15 protein-coding genes and 1 pseudogene are annotated in these 15,016 nt (G+C 74.8%); 9 read left to right on the forward strand and 7 right to left on the reverse strand.

Going from position 1 to position 15,016, the window contains the following annotated elements:
- Both ABEA77_RS27010 and ABEA77_RS27015 read left to right on the forward strand, forming a co-directional pair.
- A pseudogene (locus ABEA77_RS27010) lies at positions 1-357 on the forward strand (hypothetical protein); the annotation flags it as partial.
- 398 nt (positions 358-755) lie between these two features.
- Positions 756-2,861, forward strand: a complete 2,106-nt coding sequence (locus ABEA77_RS27015) for a bifunctional glycosyltransferase 87/phosphatase PAP2 family protein (RefSeq protein WP_425588401.1) — start codon at positions 756-758, stop codon at positions 2,859-2,861.
- 66 nt (positions 2,862-2,927) lie between these two features.
- On the opposite strand, the gene ABEA77_RS27020 is transcribed toward ABEA77_RS27015, so the two are convergent.
- A complete protein-coding gene (locus ABEA77_RS27020; RefSeq protein WP_345652906.1) occupies positions 2,928-3,134 on the reverse strand; it encodes a DUF397 domain-containing protein in 207 nt (68 codons plus the stop codon).
- Complete coding sequence (locus tag ABEA77_RS27025; protein ID WP_345652909.1) at positions 3,124-3,960, reverse strand: helix-turn-helix domain-containing protein; 837 nt, start codon at positions 3,958-3,960, stop codon at positions 3,124-3,126. Before ABEA77_RS27025 ends, ABEA77_RS27020 begins: the two co-directional genes overlap by 11 nt.
- A gap of 692 nt (positions 3,961-4,652) precedes the next feature.
- Here ABEA77_RS27025 and ABEA77_RS27030 point away from each other — a divergent pair.
- Positions 4,653-5,111, forward strand: a complete 459-nt coding sequence (locus tag ABEA77_RS27030) for a hypothetical protein (protein WP_345652912.1) — start codon at positions 4,653-4,655, stop codon at positions 5,109-5,111.
- On the opposite strand, the gene ABEA77_RS27035 is transcribed toward ABEA77_RS27030, so the two are convergent.
- Positions 5,074-5,406, reverse strand: coding sequence for a nuclear transport factor 2 family protein (locus tag ABEA77_RS27035; protein WP_345652915.1), 333 nt, complete (start codon positions 5,404-5,406; stop codon positions 5,074-5,076). The two genes, ABEA77_RS27030 and ABEA77_RS27035, sit on opposite strands and share 38 nt — an antisense overlap.
- A gap of 99 nt (positions 5,407-5,505) precedes the next feature.
- Here ABEA77_RS27035 and ABEA77_RS27040 point away from each other — a divergent pair, with 99 nt between their 5' ends.
- A complete protein-coding gene (locus ABEA77_RS27040; RefSeq protein WP_345652917.1) occupies positions 5,506-6,453 on the forward strand; it encodes an FAD-dependent monooxygenase in 948 nt (315 codons plus the stop codon).
- A gap of 22 nt (positions 6,454-6,475) precedes the next feature.
- Here the strand turns inward: ABEA77_RS27040 and ABEA77_RS27045 are convergent, their stop codons facing one another.
- From ABEA77_RS27045 to ABEA77_RS27060, 4 genes are all read right to left on the reverse strand, one after another.
- Positions 6,476-7,351, reverse strand: coding sequence for a GNAT family N-acetyltransferase (locus ABEA77_RS27045; RefSeq protein ID WP_345652919.1), 876 nt, complete (start codon positions 7,349-7,351; stop codon positions 6,476-6,478).
- Between the two features lie 166 nt (positions 7,352-7,517).
- Positions 7,518-7,676, reverse strand: a complete 159-nt coding sequence (locus ABEA77_RS27050; protein ID WP_345652921.1) for a hypothetical protein — start codon at positions 7,674-7,676, stop codon at positions 7,518-7,520.
- A 123-nt stretch (positions 7,677-7,799) separates the two neighbouring features.
- Positions 7,800-9,233, reverse strand: a complete 1,434-nt coding sequence (locus tag ABEA77_RS27055; protein WP_345652923.1) for an SCO2321 family membrane protein — start codon at positions 9,231-9,233, stop codon at positions 7,800-7,802.
- 191 nt (positions 9,234-9,424) lie between these two features.
- Positions 9,425-10,309, reverse strand: a complete 885-nt coding sequence (locus tag ABEA77_RS27060) for an LLM class F420-dependent oxidoreductase (protein ID WP_345652925.1) — start codon at positions 10,307-10,309, stop codon at positions 9,425-9,427.
- 178 nt (positions 10,310-10,487) lie between these two features.
- Here ABEA77_RS27060 and ABEA77_RS27065 point away from each other — a divergent pair, with 178 nt between their 5' ends.
- From ABEA77_RS27065 to ABEA77_RS27085, 5 genes are all read left to right on the forward strand, one after another.
- Positions 10,488-11,024: an excalibur calcium-binding domain-containing protein gene (locus tag ABEA77_RS27065; protein WP_345652928.1), complete on the forward strand. Its 537-nt coding sequence runs from the start codon at positions 10,488-10,490 to the stop codon at positions 11,022-11,024.
- A gap of 280 nt (positions 11,025-11,304) precedes the next feature.
- A complete protein-coding gene (locus ABEA77_RS27070; protein WP_345652929.1) occupies positions 11,305-12,696 on the forward strand; it encodes a glycosyltransferase family 4 protein in 1,392 nt (463 codons plus the stop codon).
- A gap of 64 nt (positions 12,697-12,760) precedes the next feature.
- Entirely contained in the window at positions 12,761-13,492 is a 732-nt protein-coding gene (locus ABEA77_RS27075) for a class I SAM-dependent methyltransferase (RefSeq protein ID WP_345652931.1), read from the forward strand.
- A gap of 34 nt (positions 13,493-13,526) precedes the next feature.
- Positions 13,527-14,597 (forward strand): prenyltransferase, encoded by a 1,071-nt coding sequence (locus ABEA77_RS27080; RefSeq protein WP_345652996.1) that lies wholly within the window; start codon positions 13,527-13,529, stop codon positions 14,595-14,597.
- Between the two features lie 114 nt (positions 14,598-14,711).
- Positions 14,712-15,005, forward strand: a complete 294-nt coding sequence (locus ABEA77_RS27085) for a hypothetical protein (RefSeq protein ID WP_345652933.1) — start codon at positions 14,712-14,714, stop codon at positions 15,003-15,005.
- The last annotated feature ends 11 nt before the right edge of the window (positions 15,006-15,016 follow it).

A 15,016-nucleotide genomic window follows, 5' to 3' on the forward strand; every position in this document is an offset into this window, starting at 1 on the left:
GTGGGGCGGGCCGGTGCTGAGCGTGTCGCGGGAGGGGAGCGGTCCGTCGCGGCGGTCGCCGAGGGGCGGCTGCTGCCGCGCGCCGAGAGCGAGGAGTTCGGGCGGCGCCTCCAGGGCGCGCTGACGCACTTCGTGGACGACCCGGGAGGTTCGGTCGAGGAGGCGGCGCGCGTACTTGAGGAGACCGCGAAGCGGCTGTCGGCGGCGCTCGACGAGCGTCCGCGCGCGCTGCGCGCCTCCTGGCAGGACGGCACGCAGGGCGGCACGCAGGACGGGCCCACCGGCGCCGACACGGAACGGCTGCGCCAGGCCCTGCGCACCTACCGCGAGACGACGGAGCGGCTGCTCGCGCTCTGAGGTCGGGGCCCAAGGCGGGCACCCGGGTCGGGGCCGGCGGGGGCGCGTACGAAAACGGAACGGAAGGCAGACGGGCGGCGGACGAAGGCAGGCGGGCGGCGGACTCCGGTCCGCCGCCCGTCGTCGTGTGCGCGGGCCCACCCCCGCACACGGCCTTCGGGGGAAGCACCCTGGATGACGTGTTCGTGACAATAGAAGTCTGGGCAGGTTACGAACCGGTGAACCGGTGTCAAGCCCCTGCGGCACCTTGGCGCGGTCTGTGCCGTTGCGTCCAAAACGGGGATGACAGGCAGGCGAAGAGGGGGTTGCCTGAGTCTCCCGGAGGGGACAGTGCCAGGCTCTGTGCCTCAAGGGGCGCAATGATGGCGGTTTCGGGCGGAGAGGAAGGTCGTCGGGACGTGGCGAACGCGGAGGGCAGTGTCCGGGACGGTACGGCGCCGAGAGGGGTGAGCAGCGGGCTGCTCGCGGCCCACGGACTCCTGTGGGCCATCACCGCGACGCTCGCGGCGCGCCAGGCGGCCGCCGTGCTCGGCAAGCCGCCGGGCAGGCGCCTGACCGACCTGGAGACCTGGACGGGCCCCGGCGGCGTCCTTCATGTCACCGGCTCCCTCTACGGCCACGGCTCGACCTTCACCGGCACGCCCTTCGCCGGCCTCGTCCTCAAACCGCTCGCCCGCTCCGCCGAGGAGGCCCTCGGCGTCACCTGGACCCTCGGCACGCTGCTCCTCGTCGCGGCGGTCGGAGTGATCGCCGCGCGTGCCCTGCCCGGCCGGCTGCCGGTGCCCGCGGCCCCCGTCGCCATCAGCCTGCTGATGGTCTCGCTGCCCGTGCGCAACAGCTTCCACCTCGGCCAGACCAGCATCATCCCGGTCCTGCTCGTCCTGCTCGGCTGCTTCGTCGTGCGCGGCGAGCGGTTCGCCGGGCTGCTCGTCGGCCTCGGCGCCGCCCTCCAGCCGGCCGTGCTGCTGTTCGCGCCGCTGCTGTGGCTGACGGGGCGCAGACGCGCCGCCGTGACGTCGGTGGCGGCCTTCGCGGGGTGTTCGGCGCTCGCGTGGGCCGTCCTGCCCGCCGACTCCACCACGTACTGGGTGCACCACCTCGCCGGGATCGGGCTCGGCGAGTCGGCCTCCGGCCTCGCCAACCAGTCGCTGCACGGCGCCCTGCTCCGCCTCGGGCTGCACGGCGCATGGGGCAGCGCGCTCGCCGGGGTGCTCGCCGCCGCCGTCGTCTGGACCGGGCTGCGGCGCGCCGTGCGGTACGCGCGGGACGGGCAGCTGCTGCTGGCCGTCGCGGTCACCGGCTGCGTCGCCGTCGCGGTGTCGCCGACCGCCTGGCAGTACCAGCTGATGTGGATACTGCTCGCCCTCGCCGGCCGGGTCGGCAAGCGGGCCAGGGACCGGTACGTCTGGCCGGTCGTCGTGGTCCTCGTGATGACCCTGCCCGGCACGGTCCTGCTGCCCAACATGGGCGTGCTCGCGCCCGTACGGGACAACGTGCCGCTGCTGGCCGCGCTGGCCGCCGCCTGCGCCGTGCCGTTCCTGTCCCGCACGTCCCCGTACTTCGACAGACCCGTGCCGACCGATCACGCGCGGCCGGTGCCCTCGCGCCTGCGCCGGGTCCCGCTCGCCGCACCGGTGTGGCGCCGGGTGGCGGGCCGCCCCAACCTGGTGCTCGAACTGCTCGTGATCCGTGTCGGCTACTCCGCCTACTCGTGGATCAGGCTCGCGGCCGCCGCCGACCCCGCGACGGCCGAGGCCCACGGCCGGGAGGTCCACGGCCTTGAACGCGCCCTCCACATCGACATGGAGCACTGGGCCAACCACGCCGTCGTCCACGTCGGCTGGCTCCGCGACTTCTTCGACTTCTACTACGAGACGTTCCACTTCGCGTTCCCGCTGGCGATCCTCGCCGTCCTGTTCTGGCGCAGCCCCGCCGACTACCGCTGGGCCCGCGCCTCCCTCTCCTTCGCGACGCTCCTCGCGCTGGCCGGCTTCTGGTTCTTCCCGCTCGCCCCGCCGCGGCTGATGCCGGGGCTCGGCTTCATCGACACCGTGCACGGCCCGCAGGACCTCGCGCACCCGAGCTACGGCGCGATGACCGCCGTCACCAACCAGTACGCGGCGATGCCGTCGCTGCACTTCGGCTGGTCGCTGTGGTGCGGCGTGACGGTGGTGGTGCTCGCGCCGAAGCTGTGGATGAAGCTGATCGCCCTGCTCGACCCGCTGTTCACGCTCTCCGCGATCATCGCGACCGGCAACCACTGGGTCCTCGACGCGGCCGGCGGCGCGACCGTCGTCGCGGCGGGCTTCGCGCTCACCCACCTGCTGGCGGGCCCGCGCAGGCTCGTTCCGGGGCTCGGTACGGGCGGCTCGCTCGGCGGCACGGGCCTCGGCGCGGCGCTGCGGCCCGACCCGTTCCCTGCCAAGTCCCCGCCGCCGAAGCCTGAGCTGGACGGCGCGGAGGGCGCCGAGGGGCAGGAACGCCCGGCGGCCCCGCCGTGCTAGACGACGCGCCCGGCCCCACCGCGCACACCCGTTGCAGGGGAGAGCGGCGGGACCGTCGGCGCGCGGTCAGCGGGTGTGCGCCTCGCCCGACTTGAGGTCCGCCAGGAACGCCGTGAAGGCGGCGGCGGGGAGGGCGAGGGCGGGGCCCTCCGGGTTCTTGGAGTCGCGTACGGGGACGATGCCGTGCGCTGCGGCGAGGTTCGCCGCGATCTCGACGCAGTCGCCGCCGTTGTTGCTGTAGGAGGACTTGTGCCAGCGGGGCTCAGTCGTCACGGGACATCCCTTTCATCGCCTGCTCGATCATCGCCACGGACGCCGCCTGGGACAGCGCCTCGGCCTGTAGCTGATGGTAGGCCGTCAGCAGGGGGGCGACGAGCGTCATCTCCCGGTCGAAGTGGCCCTGCGTCTGGGCCTCCGCGTAGGCGGCGAGGGTGCGGTCCGCCATGGTCAGGAGGTTGACCGGCAGGTCGAGCGTGCGGCGCTCGCCCAGCGCGTACGGCGCGATCTGGAGCACGGTGTTGGGCAGCGCGGCGAACTCGACGAGTGCCCGCAGCTGCTCCGCCATGACCTCGGGGCCGCCGACGGGGCGGCGGACGCAGCTCTCGTCCAGCACCACCATCACCATGGGCGGCCTGGGCCGCACCAGGGCCGCCTGGCGCTCCGCCAGGATCAGCACGCGCTCGTCCGCCTGCCCCGGCGGGATGGCGCCCCGCCGCACGGCGCTGTCCGCGAGCGTCCTCGCGTACCCCTGGGTCTGGAGCAGGCCGGGGATGATCCCGATCTGGAACAGCCGGATCTCCGCCGCCCTGCCCTCGTACCCGACGTACTCGGGGAAGCCTTCGAGCAGCACCCCGTGCCGCATCTCGCGCCACCGGCGCTCGAACACGTCCTCCGTGCCGAACGCCTGATCGGCGCTGCGCGCGAACCGCAGAGTAGGAGGTTTGCGAGCAGTTTCCACGGCCGAGACATGGGTGCTCGCATAACCCATGCGCGCCCCGAGATCCTCCTGCCGCCACCCGAACTCCCGCCTCGATCTGCGCAGATACGCCCCGAAGGCGGCCCGCAGCGAGCTCTCCGGCTTTAACTCCTTGACGTTCATGGCCAGGTCACCATGCCCTCACTCTTAACTGACACGTTGAACTGTAATAGACGGTACCTCAGGCTGGGGCCTCCTGGTGGTGGAACGACTACGGAGAGGAACAGCCATGTGCCCGAACGACGGTCTCCCGGACGGCGGGACGCCCCCGCGTCCACCGGCCCACGGATGCAGGACCTGCGGGGAACTCAGGCTCGCCGAGGCGGTCGCCAACGCCCAGCGCGACCACAGCAGGGCGACGGACTGCCGGGTCCTGCTGCGCCGCCATCGCGCCGCGACGGGGTGCGCGGACGTCACCGTCCGTGGGGAGGGTGTGGGCCGTGTGAGCGGAACGGTCCGTGCGGACGGTGCGACCGGGGGCGGGGCGGACGGCGGGTACGGCACGGCGCGCGCGGCGGACCGCCCCGCGCGGGGGGCGGTGTGACCGGGCCGGGACCGGGGCCCGAATCCACCCCGGGGGAGGCCGAGTTCAACCCGCTGCGCTTCCCGCCCTGCGCCTGCGCGCGCTGCCGTGGCGGAGGGGGCGGGGGCGGCGGAACCGGGGGAGCGGCCGGGTCCCGGCGGGCCGGGGGGCCGGGGCGGGACCCGGACGGCGAACCCGCGGCGCCCGACGCGGACTCCGCGCTGTTGCGGCGGCTGCGCGCCCGGGTGACCGAGGAGAACGGGCTGCGCAACGGGCTCCGGCGGGTGACGCCGTGAGCGGGTTTTGCATCGGCGCCGGATGTCTCGCCGAGGTCTGCGCGGGCGACTCGACACGGGTCGTCTACCTCGGTGGGGCCGTCACCAGGTCCCACCGCCTCGCACTCCGGTGGCTGCGGCACCGGGCGCGGTGGCTGGCGGACGCCCTCGACCCCGCCCCGGGCGTCCTGTGGGCCCCGGCCGGCGCTCTTGGGCCCGCGCCCGGCGCGGGGCCGGACGCGCCCGCCGAACTCAGGGCGTGGGCTGACAGCCTGACCGCGCAGGAGGCGGCGGTGCGCGCGCTCGCCGCGGAATCCGCCTGCTGCTTCACGGCCAGGGACTGCGACGGCACGTGGTACGCGCTCACCGCGAGGACGGTGGCACCCGCCGCCGCGCCCGGCACCCTCCCGCGCCCCCGCTTCCCTGACCCGCCCGCCCTCACCGCCCCGGAGCAGGCGGCGCGGGCGGTCCGCTGAGCGGGGTGCGGCGGGCCGACACGGTGCGGCGGCTGATCCGCCAGCCGTCGCCGGTGCGGACCGCGGTGTCGTCGTACGAGACGGAGCCGCAGGAGCCGTCCGCCCTGACGGCCAGGCCCTTGGAGCGGACCCGTGCGCTGCCGTCCGCCGCCTCGGTGACGACGACGTCGGTGACGTGGTGCGCCACCGGGTTGGCGTCCCCGAGGGCGGCGGCCGCCGCCGCCACGGCCGCCACCCCGACGAGCGGATCCCGGCCGGAGTCGGCGAGTTCGTAGACGACGTCCCGCGTGAACACCTCGCCGAGCCTTGTCGAGGAGGCCCTCGTCCACGAGATGGCCGTGGAGCGCGACGAGTCCGGCGATGGCCAGGCGGTCTTCGAGAGCGAGCGGCACGCGTGTCCCTTCCGCCCCGGCCGGACACGGGAAGCCCCGGGCCGGGCGCTTGCCCTGTCGTCCGCCCAGCAGACCACACCACACCCCGGCGCGGGCCCCTGCGCCCCGGCGGCCCGCGGTCCCTGGCCACGCGCCTGCTGTCGTACAGGTACGAGGCCGCCGACGTCGCCCTCGACAACCCCGACGGTGAGCACCCCACCGTCGGATACCGGGACCCCTCCGGCATCCCGCACACCCTCACCTGCGACTACAGCGCGGGTTGCGACGGCGACCGGGGCGTCAGCCGCGCCGCGGTCCCCGCCGGCGCGCTCACCCGCTACTCCCACGGGTACGGCTACTCCTGGCTGAGCGTCCTCGCCCGGGTGCCGGCCGCCCCCTCGGGCATGGCGATCCACCCGCGCGGCCTGGCGGGAGTGATCCCGCGCGGCGCGCACGCCAGCCGCCTCTACCTCCAGTGCGCGGCGGACGACACGCTGGAGCAGTGGCCCGACGGGCGGGTGTGGAGCGAGCTGACCGCCAGGTTCGGCACCCCGGTGTCGAGCGGCCCGATCGCCGAGAAGCGGCTCGTGCCCCTCAGGAGCGTCGTGTACGAACCGATGCGCCACGGCAGGCTCTACCTGCTCGGCGACGCGGCGCACATCGTGCCGCCGATGAGCGCGAAGGGCATCAACCTCGCCCTCCACGACGCGGAGGTGTTCGCCCGCGCCCTCGTCCGGCAGGCCCACGACGGCGACGGCGCGCTGCTCGACGCCTACTCCGAGACCTGCCTGCGCCACGTCTGGAACTACCAGGCGTTCGCCTCCTGGATCACCGAGATCACGCACAACGCGGGCGACGCCTCGCACGAGGCCGAGTTCCGCAAGCAGATCGCCCGCGCCGAACTCCGCCGCGTCTTCGACTCACCCGCCGCGAACCGTCTGTTCGGGAAGCTCAGCGCGGGCGTGAACTGACCCGGGCGGCGGCCAGGGGCCCTCAGCCCTGCGGCTGCCAGAGCCAGTTGCGCCGCTCGTAGGCCACCGTGAAGCCGAGGCGGAGCATGTTGTGCAGGGAGGAGTTGTGCGTGCCGTCGGTCTCGGCGCCGGTCTCGGCGACGATCAGACGGCACCCCAGCGCCGCCGCCGCCCGCGCACGTGCGGCGAGGAGCTCGGTCTGGCCCCCGCGGTTGCGGGCGTGCGGGAGCACCGCCCCGGAGAACATCTGCGCGGTGTCGCCGCTGCGGTAGAGGGTGCCCGTCCCCACGAGTTCCCCGTCCAGCCAGGCGGCGTGGGGGGCCCAGTCCCGGGCCGTCGCCGAGGCCGCGACCATCTCCAGGAAGTGTTCCTCCGGCATGCCGAAGGCCTTCAGCATCACCGCCGCCCAGCGCCGCGCGTCGGAGGGCTCGACAGCGGCGACCCGCAGGCCGTCGGCCCGCTTCCTGTCCCGGGCGTCGGCGCGGGCCACCACCTCGTCCACGTCCCCGACGAGCTTGACCCACGTCGACCCGCCTGTGATGCCCTCGCGGGCGCAGATGTCGGACCAGTCCTCGGGGATCACCGAGGGCGCGAGCTGGAGGACGGCCTGCGGTGTGCCCTCCGCACGGTAGAAGGCGCAGACCTCGGCGATCACCTCCGAGGTGACCGGGGCCGTACGGCCGAAGCCGAGGGCCTTGCTCCAGAACCGCGTCGGGTCGTTCCGCATGGACAGCACCACGGCGTCCCCGATGCGGGCGGCGCTCACGCCGAGCGCGGAGCGCACGGCCTCGGGCGCGCCCGTCTCGAACCGGAACAGGGCCTCCGCCTCGGAGGTCTCGGCGAACGGGGCCTTTGCCTCGGAGGTCTCGGCCGACGAAGGCGGTAGGGACGCGGTCACGTGGGGGCCTCTCTCGCTCCGGCTGGACCCACGGTGTGTGCGTCCTTGAGCCAGGGGCAGCGTACGCGAGTGGTCTCGGACCGCGGACACCGAAGGGACCGGCCGTGTGCGGCGGCCGGGGCGGCGCCGCGACCGGGCCCGGTGCGGGCGGCGAGAGGCCGGGCCGTCAGTCGGTGGGGTGGTCCTGCACGCCGAAGTCGAGGGCGTCCTCCGCCTCCCGCCTGGTCTGCTCCGCCACGCGCGCCGCGTCGGCGACCACGTCGCCCCGCTCGGCTATCAGCGAGTCGTAGATGAGCGCGTCGACGGTGTGGATGGGGTCGTTCATGTCGTGTCCGTTTCTCGGGCTCGGCGTTCTCGCGCGCAGCGGCGGGCAGCCGGTGGGCAGGGCCGAGCCCTCCCGTACCCGGTTTCCCGCCGGGCATGCCACATCCGGCAGGGGGCGGGCGCCTCAGCCGCGCGGACGGCCGTGCGCGCTGTGCCGGTTGACGAAGAGGACGCCCGCGGCGATCAGGATGACCAGCGCGATCGCCACCCACCAGATGCCGCCGGAGAGCACCGGGCTGGTGTCGGCGTCCGCGGCGGGCGCCACGGCCCGCGGGTTCATCGCAGCCTCGGAGGGGGTCGGGCTCGGGGACGCCGTGGCGGAGGGCCTGGCGCTCGCGGAACTCCCGGGCCGGGGTGTCGCGGGCGGCGCCGCGGGCAGGCCGGTGGCCTGGAGCGCCTTGACGAGGTCGGTACCTCCGAAGCGCGCCGGGTCCACGCCGGCCGTGTGCGCGGTGAAGATCAGCCTGGCGTACGCGGCAGGGCCGGTCCGCTTCGCCCAGTCGGGGCCGTTCCGCTCCAGCCAGTGCAGGGCGCCGGCGGCCTGCCGCCCGTAGCCCGCAGCGCACATCGCGACCACGGCGTCCGCCGTCGCCGCGGGGTCCGCAGCGCCCGAATCCGTCGTCAGGTGCGCGCCCTCGGGCGTGAGCAGGGGCGCGAGGTAGGCGGCCCCGTTGCGCGCCACGCCCTCCGGGGTGGCGGCGCCCGCCGGGTCGCAGCTCGGCGCGGGGCCCGGCTGCACCGGGGCCACCACGAAGCGCTTCCCGATCCCGCCGAGCAGCCCCTCGGCGGTGGCGTGCGCGTCCGCGACGGGCCGCTGTCCCGGCGCGGGCGGGTTGGCCGTGAAGCCGCCCGCGCCGTGGGAGGCGGAGCACGGGAGGGAGAGGCCGACGAGCGCGTCGTACGCCTGGTTGTCCGTGAACGGCGACCGTACGGAACTCGGCCTGCCGCCCGCCATCGCCAGCGCCCCGATCACCTCGGAGGTGGTGGTGGCGTCGGTCGGGGCGCCAGGCGCCGAACCCCAGCCGCCGTCCGGATTCTGCTGGGTGCGCAGCCAGTTCAGCGCCGCGCTCAGCCGGGGCCGCTGGCCGCCGACGCTCGCGAGGGCCTGTGTGGCGAGCGCGGTGGCACCGGTGTCGCGGGGCGCGGCCGGGTCGCAGGGCGCCGTGGGCGTCTGCCGGTACGCGGTGAACGACCCGTCGGCGCACTGCTGCGCCTGGAGCCAGCGGACCGCAGGGGCGGCGGGGCGCAGGCTCGCCGCGTACAGGCCGAGCAGGGCGAGCGACTGGCGGGCCACGCCGTCCCGCGCGGGGTTCGTCCTGCCGTAGAGCGCGGCGTCGCCCGGCCTCGGCCGGTAGCCGTGGTGCTTCTTGGCCGCCTTCTTGCCGTGCCTGCCCGTGTCGCGTCTGTCCGCGGTGGCCTTCGGGCTGCCGCTCGGCGAGGCGTGTGTCACGGCCGCGCGGCCCGGCGCGGCCGTGGCGGAGGGCGCGAGGGCGGCGCCGCCGCAGAGCAGGGCGGAGACGAGGAGAGAGGCGGCTGCGCGGCGGACGGCGGTGGTCATGGTGCGGACGCGACTTCCCTGACGGGCGGCGGGGGACCGGGCCACTCTACCGGCGGCCGGCCCGCCCGCCGCCCCTGGACCGCACGGGCATGCGCCCCGCGTCCGCGCGGTACGGGCACGGGCATGCGCCCCGCGTCCGCGCGGTACGGGCACGGGCATGCGCCCCGCGTCCGCGCGGTACGGGGACGTGCTCACGCCCCCTTGGTCGGCAGCACCTTCGCGAGGGCGCGCCAGGCGTCGAGGGGCAGGTCCGTACGGGGGTTGGCGCCGACGACCTGGACCGCGACGTGGTCAGCGCCCGCGGTGAGGAACTCGCCGACGCGGCGGGCGACGGCGTCCGCGTCGCCGAGGGCGAAGACCGCGTCGAGGAGGCGGTCGCTGCCGCCGTCGGCGAAGTCGGCCTCCTCGAAGCCGAAGCGTTCGAGGTTCTTGGTGTAGTTGGGCAGCCTGAGGTAGAAGCTCAGATAGCCGCGCGCGGTGGCGCGCGCCGCGTCCAGGTCCGGGTCGAGCACCACCTTGAGCTCGGGCGCGAGCAGCGCGTCGCCCCCGAGGATCTCCCGGGCCCGCGCGGTGTGCTCCACCGTCACGAGGTACGGGTGCGCGCCCGCCGCCCGGTCGTGGGAGAGCTTCAGCATCTTCGGGCCGAGGGCCGCGAGCACGCGCGCGCTCGCGGGGACCGGCTCGGGCGCCTCGTCGAGGCCCGTCAGGTACTCCTTCATCGTGGAGTACGGGCGCTGGTAGCGCTCGGTCGCGACGCTGTGGCTCGCCCCGAGACCGAGGACGAAGCGGCCCGGGTGCTCGCGCTCCAGCTCTGCGCGGGCCGCCGCCACGTCGAGGGGGCTGTGGTCCCAGATGCTGAGGATGCCCGTGGCGACGATGAGCCGCTCGGTGGCCGCGAGCAGCGGCCCGGCTTGGGCGACGGCGGGGCTGCCGCCGATCCAGACCGTGCCGTAGCCGAGCGATTCGAGCTCCGCCGCCGCGTCGCCGACGCGGTGGCCGTGCTCGGGGTTGTCGGTGCGCAGCGCCGTGGTCCAGACGCCGATTCTGCCGAAGTCCGTCGTGTTCATGGAGGTCATGGTGGTGCAACCCGGAAGCAGGGGGTCGTTGTTCCGCGCCCGCCGGTCCTGTGCCGCCCGTGTGCCGCAGGGCGCACACGCTTCCGTCACGAATTGGTCACCAGCGGAACATACGCATCCGCTGTGGGGCCGTACGGCGATACGTTCGGGCCTCCAACGAGCAGTCCTGGGGGGACACATGGCTCGCAACGAACCGCCCGCGTGGCCGCAGGCGACCAACCCGTACAACGCAGGCGACGGCGGTCGGGGGGCCGCCCGGGGGAAGTGGACGCGCAAGCGCGTGCTCGTCCCGGCCGCCGCGGTCCTCTTCCTGACCGGCCTCGTCATCGGCGCCGCGGGAAGCGGCACGGACCCGGACACCCGCACGGTGGCGGCGGCCGCCGCGCCCACCGTCACCGAGACCGCGACCGCCACGGTCACCGCCACCCCGCCGCCCGCGGAGCCGACCGTGACGGCCACCGTCACCGAATCCGCGGAACCCGCGCCCACGGTGACGGTCACCAAGACCCGCACCGTCCACGTCACCGCGAGGCCCGCCGCGCCGCGCGCGGCCACCGGGAGCGGCGGCTCGGACGGCGGCGGGGCAGGTGGTGGCTCCGCCTACTACGCCAACTGCACCGCCGCGCGCGCCGCGGGTGTCACCCCCCTGTACCGGGGGCAGCCGGGCTACGACAACCATCTCGACCGGGACGGCGACGGGGTCGCCTGCGAGTAGCGGCAGGACGGCGGCAGGACACGCCGGGCCGATCACGGAGGGGACGGTGGGGGACGCGCGCGGGACGGGGGACCGGCGGCGGGGGGCGGGGCGCGGAGCCCCGGGCGGGTGCCCGCGTGGCGGGAATCACCTGATCCGGCGGCTTCCCGCTCGCTACCAGCCGGTAGATTCGGACCCTGTGGTCGGCCCGCCGTGACTTGTCCGCGCTCGCAGCGGCCGGTTACGCTCCGTCGGCACATCAAGTCGACAAAGAGGCAGACCGGAAGCGAAGGGGGCGGGAGTGACCGCTGGAGCCACTCAGTCCCCCGCCTCACCGGACCCGGCCCCCGCCTCGGCCACCTCGGCGCCGCGCCGTGACCCCGCCCCCGGCGGGCCCGGCCGCACCCCGGCCGCGGACGGCGGGCGCCCTCTGCGGATCGCCCTGCTCAGCTACAAGGGGAATCCGTTCTGCGGAGGCCAGGGCGTCTACGTGCGCCATCTCTCGCGCGAGCTGGCCCGCCTCGGCCACCGGGTCGAGGTCATCGGCGCCCAGCCCTACCCCGTACTCGACGAGGGCGACGGGGTCGTCCTCACCGAGCTGCCGAGCCTCGACCTCTACCGGCAGCCCGACCCGTTCAGGACGCCGGGAGCGGGCGAGTACCGCGACTGGGTCGACGCCCTCGAAGTCGCCACCATGTGGACCGGCGGATTCCCCGAGCCGTTGACCTTCTCGCTGCGGGCCCGCCGCCATCTCGCCGCGCGCGCCGGGCAGTTCGACGTGGTGCACGACAACCAGACCCTCGGCTACGGCCTGCTCGGCGATCTCGGCGCGCCCCTCGTCACCACGATCCACCACCCCATCACCGTCGACCGCAGGCTCGACCTGGCAGCCGCCAAGGACTGGCGCAGGCAGTACTCCGTGCGCCGCTGGTACGGCTTCACCCGCATGCAGAAGCGGGTCGCGCGGCGGCTGCCCTCCGTGCTGACGGTGTCCGGCTCCTCGAAGCGGGAGATCGTCGAGGACCTGCGGGTGCCCGCACGCCGCGTCCACGTCGTGCACATCGGCGCGGACACCGGCCTCTTCTCGCCCGACCCCGCCGTGCCCGAGGTGCCCGGCAGGATCGTCACCACCTCAAGCGCCGACGTGCCGCTCAAGGGCCTCGTGCACCTGGTGGAGGCGCTCGCCAAGGTCCGCACCGAGAACCCCGCGGCCCACCTCGTCGTCGTCGGCAGGCGCGCCGACGACGGACCGGTGGCGCGGGCCATCGCGCGCTACGGGCTCGAAGGCGCCGTCGAGTTCGTCAAGGGCATCTCCGACGCGGAACTCGTCGATCTGGTGCGCGGCGCGCAGATCGCCTGCGTGCCCTCGCTGTACGAGGGTTTCTCGCTGCCCGCCGCCGAGGCGATGGCCACGGGGACCCCGCTGGTCGCCACCACGGGCGGCGCGATCCCCGAGGTCGCGGGCGCGGACGGGGAGACCTGCCTCGCCGTGCCGCCGGGCGACTCCGGCGCGCTCGCCGCCGCGCTCGGCAGACTCCTCGGCGACCCGGCGCTGCGCGCAAGGCTCGGCGCGGCCGGCCGGGAACGGGTGCTGGCCCGCTTCACCTGGGCCAGGGCCGCCGAGGGCACGGTCGAGCTGTACCGCGAGGCGATCGCCAGGCAGGGACAGCGGCGACGCGCCCCGCTCGCCTAGGGCCGCGGGGCCGCCCCCGTACCGCACCGCACAGAACCACTCCCGACCGCGAAAGCAGGCCCCCGTGCTGACCGTGGACTTCACCCGCTTCCCGCTCGCCGCGGGCGACCGCGTGCTCGACCTGGGCTGCGGCGCGGGCCGGCACGCCTTCGAGTGCTACCGGCGCGGCGCGCGCGTCGTCGCCCTCGACCGCAACGGCGAGGAGATCCGCGAGGTCGCCCGCTGGTTCGCGGCCATGGAGGAGGCGGGGGAGGCGCCCGAGGGCGCCACCGCGACCGCCATGGAGGGCGACGCGCTCAACCTGCCGTTCCCCGACGAGTCGTTCGACGTCGTCATCATCTCCGAGGTGATGGAGCACATCCACGACGACAAGGGCGTGCTCGCCGAGATGGTGCGCGTCCTGCGGCCGGGCGGCCGGATCGCCGTCACCGTGCCGCGCTACGGCCCCGAGAAGGTGTGCTGGGCGCTGTCCGACGCCTACCACGAAGTCGAGGGCGGGCACATCCGCATCTACCGGGCCGACGAACTCCTCGGCCGCATCAGGGAGGCGGGGCTCAAGCCGTACGGCACCCACCACGCACACGCCCTGCACGCGCCCTACTGGTGGCTCAAGTGCGCCCTCGGCGTCGACAACGACAAGGCACTGCCGGTGCGCGCCTACCACAAGCTCCTCGTCTGGGACATCATGAAGAAGCCGTTCGCCACCCGGGCGGCCGAGCAGCTCCTCAACCCGGTGATCGGAAAGAGCTTCGTGGCGTACGCGACCAAGCCCCGCCCGGCCGCGGGCGCGGAGTGAGCCGGTGACCCTGTCGAGCGCGGAGCCCGGTCGCATGCGCCACCTCGCGCTACCCGGCGTCCTGACGGAGCGTCAGGCACGGGACACCGTCGCGGGCATCCGCGCGGTGCAGCGGCCCGACGGCGCGATCCCCTGGTTCCGCGGGCACCACCTGGACCCCTGGGACCATGTGGAGGCCGCGATGGCGCTCGACGCGGCGGGCGAGCACGCCGCCGCGGCCTCGGCGTACGCCTGGCTCGCCGCACACCAGAACGACGACGGCTCCTGGTACGCCTCCTACCAGGACGGCCCGGACGGTCAGCGCCCCCTCGACCTGCACCGCGAGAGCAACTTCTGCGCCTATCCGGCGGTCGGGGTCTGGCACCACTACCTGGTCACGGGCGACGACGCGTTCCTCGACGCGATGTGGCCCGTCGTGCGCGCCGCGGTCGACTGGGTGCTCGCGCTGCGCGCACCCGGCGGCCAGATCGGCTGGAAGCGCGAGGCGGACGGCACCCCCGTCCACGACGCGCTGCTGACCGGCTGCTCCTCCGTCTACCACGCCCTGCGGTGCGCGCTCGCCCTCGCCGCCGAGCGCGACGAGCCGCACCCGGAATGGGAGTTGGCGGCCGGTGCGCTGGGCCACGCGATCCACGCCCACCCCGAGCGGTTCCTCGACAAGAGCCGCTACTCGATGGACTGGTACTACCCCGTGCTCGGCGGCGCGTTGACGGGTGCCGACGCCAAGTCCCGTATCGAGGAGGGCTGGAACACCTTCGTGGTGCCGGGGCTCGGCGTGCGGTGTGTCGTGCCCAACCCCTGGGTCACCGGCGGTGAGAGCTGCGAACTCGCCCTCGCCCTCTGGGCGATGGGGGAGTCCGGGCGCGCCCTCGACATCCTCGGGTCCATCCGGCACCTGCGGCACGACGACGGCATGTACTGGACCGGGTACGTCTACGAGGGCGAGCCGGCGGTGTGGCCCGCTGAGCGCACCACCTGGACGGCCGCGTCCCTGCTGCTCGCCGTCGCGGCGCTCGGCGGCCACGAGGCGACCACCGCGGTGTTCGGCGGCGGCCGTCTGCCGCGCGGTGTGGAGCCCGACTGCCCCTGCCCGCAAGCCCGTTGAGGATTCCCTTCGGCGGCGCGCGGGCGCACCGCTCGGCGCCGTACGGGCGAACGTCCGTACGGGGCGCGTCGATGTGACCTGTTTCACCGGCCTGCATCCGGCAACACGAGGGTCATGGCCACACATTCACGCAGTGGGAACCGCTCGGCGGCGACGATCATCATCGTCATCGCCGACGTCATGGCCCTCATCCTGGGCCTGTGGATCGTGATGTACCTGCTGGACGCCAACCGGGCCAACGAACTGGTGAACTTCATCCAGCACGCCGCCCGCTGGCTCGCCGGCTGGTCCTACGACCTGTTCACCTTCCATGACGCCTGGGCCCGGGTCGTGGCGGGCTACGGCCTCGCGGCCGTGGTCTACCTGTTCGTCGGCCACGGGCTCGCCAACAGGCTGCGCCGCATCTGAGGGCCGCGCGG

Source organism: Streptomyces tremellae (assembly GCF_039540215.1).
GTDB lineage: Bacteria > Actinomycetota > Actinomycetes > Streptomycetales > Streptomycetaceae > Streptomyces > Streptomyces tremellae.

Coding starts and splice junctions, on each gene's coding strand:
- ABEA77_RS27080 (WP_345652996.1), top strand. CDS start 13,527: ATGCGCCACCTCGCGCTACCCGGCGTCCTGACGGAGCGTCAGGCACGG.
- ABEA77_RS27050 (WP_345652921.1), bottom strand. CDS start 7,676: ATGAACGACCCCATCCACACCGTCGACGCGCTCATCTACGACTCGCTG.
- ABEA77_RS27085 (WP_345652933.1), top strand. CDS start 14,712: ATGGCCACACATTCACGCAGTGGGAACCGCTCGGCGGCGACGATCATC.
- ABEA77_RS27065 (WP_345652928.1), top strand. CDS start 10,488: ATGGCTCGCAACGAACCGCCCGCGTGGCCGCAGGCGACCAACCCGTAC.
- ABEA77_RS27060 (WP_345652925.1), bottom strand. CDS start 10,309: ATGACCTCCATGAACACGACGGACTTCGGCAGAATCGGCGTCTGGACC.
- ABEA77_RS27025 (WP_345652909.1), bottom strand. CDS start 3,960: ATGAACGTCAAGGAGTTAAAGCCGGAGAGCTCGCTGCGGGCCGCCTTC.
- ABEA77_RS27055 (WP_345652923.1), bottom strand. CDS start 9,233: ATGACCACCGCCGTCCGCCGCGCAGCCGCCTCTCTCCTCGTCTCCGCC.